Annotated in this window: 2 protein-coding genes and 1 pseudogene; all 3 read left to right on the top strand. The window is 42.5% G+C overall.

Going from position 1 to position 3,385, the window contains the following annotated elements:
- The first annotated feature begins 100 nt into the window (after positions 1–100).
- Positions 101–1,501 (top strand): glycoside hydrolase family 140 protein, encoded by a 1,401-nt coding sequence (locus ACR2F7_RS06025; protein ID WP_432712679.1) that lies wholly within the window; start codon positions 101–103, stop codon positions 1,499–1,501.
- Positions 1,501–2,460 carry a glycoside hydrolase family 43 protein gene (locus tag ACR2F7_RS06020; protein WP_432712678.1) on the top strand — a complete coding sequence of 320 codons (960 nt, stop codon included), beginning with the start codon at positions 1,501–1,503 and terminating at the stop codon, positions 2,458–2,460. Before ACR2F7_RS06025 ends, ACR2F7_RS06020 begins: the two co-directional genes overlap by 1 nt.
- A 2-nt stretch (positions 2,461–2,462) precedes the next feature.
- Positions 2,463–3,385, top strand: a pseudogene (locus ACR2F7_RS06015) (six-hairpin glycosidase); the annotation flags it as partial.

Genomic DNA, 3,385 nt, shown 5'->3' with positions numbered 1-3,385 from the left:
TTTAAAAACAGAGAAAGTAAAAGGTGGTTCCATCATTCAGCTGCAAAAGTTAAGTACGGCAGATGAAGTCGTTTTAGTGAATAAAATCTAGCACATAAATATGATCAATTTCAAAAATATAAGTATTGTATTACTTTCCATAATGCTTTTTGGATGCGCGAAGAAAAAGGCGCAGGAAGGCTTGCAGCCCCTGAAAGTTTCTACCAATGGTCGTTACCTGATGACGGCAGATGGCAAGCCATTTTTTTGGCTGGCAGATACAGGTTGGTTATTATTTAACAAGCTGAACAGGGCTGAGGCCGTTCAATACCTTGATGATCGCCAGAAAAAAGGCTTCAACGTAATCCAGGTAATGGTTTTACACACCGTGCCATCAGTGAATGTATATGGCGATTCTTCGGTTTTAAATAGTGATGTTTCAAGGCCAGATACCACCAGTGGAAACAATGATCAAAATGAAAAAGAATATGATTACTGGGATCATGTAGATTATATCATCACCCAAGCAGAGGCTAAAGGCTTGTATATGGCCCTTGTACCGGTTTGGGGTACCAACGTAAAAGATGGAAAAGTAAGCGTGCAGCAGGCAGAAAAGTATGCTGATTTTTTAAGCAAGAGATACCGCGACCATAGCAATATCATCTGGTTAAACGGAGGGGATATTAAAGGAAGTGATTCTATTGCGGTTTGGAATAAAATAGGGGAAACGATCAGGAAAAACGATACAAATCACTTGATGACTTTTCACCCAAGGGGGAGAACAGCTTCTTCACAGTGGTTTCACAATGCCTCCTGGATGGACTTTAACATGGTGCAGTCGGGACACAGGCGTTATAACCAGGATACTTCAAAAAAAGAAACCCTTCATTATGGCGAAGATAACTGGAAATATATGGAAGCAGATTACAAGCTTCAGCCATTTAAACCTACTATAGATGGAGAACCTTCTTATGAAGGCATTCCGCAGGGTTTGCACGACATTAAAGAGCCCCGTTGGAACGACAGTGATGTAAGACGATATGGTTACTGGTCGGTTTTTGCAGGTGCTTTTGGTTATACCTATGGGCAAAATTCTGTGATGCAGATGCACAGCAAAACAGATAAAGAAACGGCCTATGGCTCTACTGAACTTTGGCCTTCAGCCTTAAATGCACCAGGTGCCAGTCAGATGGTGCACCTGAAAAACCTATTGCTATCCCGTTCTTATTTCGACCGTGTTCCAGACCAGTCTGTCATTGCCGGCGAAAATGGAAAGCAGTACAACAGGCTCTTAGCCACCCGGGGGAAAGATTACATCATGGTGTATAACTACACCGGCAGAGCGATGAACATTCAAATGGCAAAGCTTAAAGGTGAGGAAGTGAAAGCTTCCTGGTATAACCCTAGAAATGGCGAAACCACCCTGATTGGCAATATCAGTAACAAAGGGATCCATGAATTTAAGCCTTCCGGTACGGAGAAAAATGGAAATGACTGGGTGCTTATTTTAGACCAAATATAATGAATAGCTATTTTAAGAGACACACATGCGTGCAGTTTGCCTTATTAGGGCTGGTGATTTTCACCCTCAGTTCCTGTGCACGCAAGGCCTATTTATTTACTTCTTTTCATGAACCGGCCAATGAGGGTTTGCGCTTATTATACAGCGATGATGCTTACCATTGGAACGATTTGAATCAAATATTTTTGAAGCCTGAAATAGGGAAAGATAAAATTATGCGCGATCCCTCTGTGGTGCAGGGGCCGGATGGTGTTTTTCACCTGGTCTGGACGTGCAGCTGGAAAGGCGAAAGTGGCTTTGGGCATGCCAGTTCTAAAGACATGATGAACTGGTCTGAACAACAATTTATCCCTGTGTTAGAGAATGAAAAAACAGTGGTCAACGTTTGGGCACCGGAAATTACCTATGACAAGGATAATAATGAATTTATCATTATCTGGGCGTCTACCATTCCTTTTCGCTTTGCAAAAGGGGTAGAAGAGGAAAATAATAACCACAGGATGTACAGCATCAGGACGAAGGATTTTAAAACGTTTTCTAAGGCAGCCTTATTTCTTGATCCGGGCTTTAGTGTTATTGATGCAGTGATTGTGAAGAAAGCCGCAAAAGATTTTGTGCTGGTGTTAAAAGACAATACCAGGCCTAACAGGAATCTAAAAGTGGCCTTTGCTGAAAAAGCATTAGGTCCTTACAAGCAGGTTTCTGAACCTTATACAGGCCATTTGACCGAAGGGCCAAGCGTTGTGAAAACAAAGGGCGAGTGGTTAATTTACTATGACGCCTACGGGGATAAAAAATATGCAGCCGTAAAAACTAAGGACTTCAAAACATTTAAGGATGCTTCTGCTGAAATCAGTATTCCTGAAGGACATAAACACGGCACCATCATACAGGTGAAGAGAAAGATAATTGACAATTTAAGAAAAGGACGTTCTTCAGGGACTGCCCAAATTCAATAACAATGAGGAAAAAGCTTTGGTTAATCCCCCTGTTGGCAATGGCTGCACAAGTAGGCCAGGCACAGGATACCGTTAGATATACAGGAAAAACATTAGTCAACGCTGATTATCACCATGGACAGCTGAGCCCGGTTGTTGGTGTGCATAACATTCAGACCTTTCGTGCCAACAGGGAACATCCTGAAATGGCAGAGGGCTTTGGCTGGACTTATAACCATGCGCCGATGCTGGCCTACTGGAACCATAAATTTTACCTGGAGTACCTGAGTAATACGGTAGGGGAAAGTATCCCTCCAGGGCAAACCCTTCTTCAATCATCGGCAGATGGTTATACCTGGTCAAAACCGGAGGTGATCTTTCCGGTTTACCGCATACCTGATGGCACCAAAAAAGAAGGCAGAGCTGATGTAGCCAAAGATCTAGGTGCCGTGATGCACCAGAGAATGGGCTTTTATGTAGCCAAAAATAAGGTGTTGCTGGTGCTGGGTTTTTATGCCATCAGTTTCGATGCCAAAGATGACCCCAATGATGGTAAAGGCATTGGCAGGGTGGTGAGAGAAATCTTGCCTGATGGTAAATATGGTGCCATTTATTTTATTCATTATAATCCAGGCTGGACTGCGAAAAACACTTCTTATCCTTTTTATACAAAAAGTAAAAACAAGGCTTTTGTAAAAGCATGTGAAGAATTGTTGGCTAACCGATTGATGACGCAACAGTGGAATGAAGAAGCCGATCGTAATGACCCTTTAATTACATTAAAGAAACAATACAAGGCCTTTAGCTATTACCATCTAAATGATGGTAGGGTAGTGGGTTTATGGAAAAATGCTTTGACCGCCATCAGCACTGATGATGGTCAGTCATGGCCTGAAAATGCAAGCCGGGCACCTGGTTTTGTGAATAGCAATGCGAAGATATGGGG

The sequence above is a fragment of the Pedobacter sp. genome, from assembly GCF_045628745.1.
GTDB lineage: Bacteria > Bacteroidota > Bacteroidia > Sphingobacteriales > Sphingobacteriaceae > Pedobacter.
Note: the sequence above shows the minus strand (reverse complement) of the source record. Positions and strands in the feature narration are given on the sequence as shown.

What these genes read in the sequence shown, in the direction of transcription:
- ACR2F7_RS06025 (WP_432712679.1), top strand. Translation starts at nt 101, where the DNA reads ATGATCAATTTCAAAAATATAAGTATTGTATTACTTTCCATAATGCTT.
- ACR2F7_RS06020 (WP_432712678.1), top strand. Translation starts at nt 1,501, where the DNA reads ATGAATAGCTATTTTAAGAGACACACATGCGTGCAGTTTGCCTTATTA.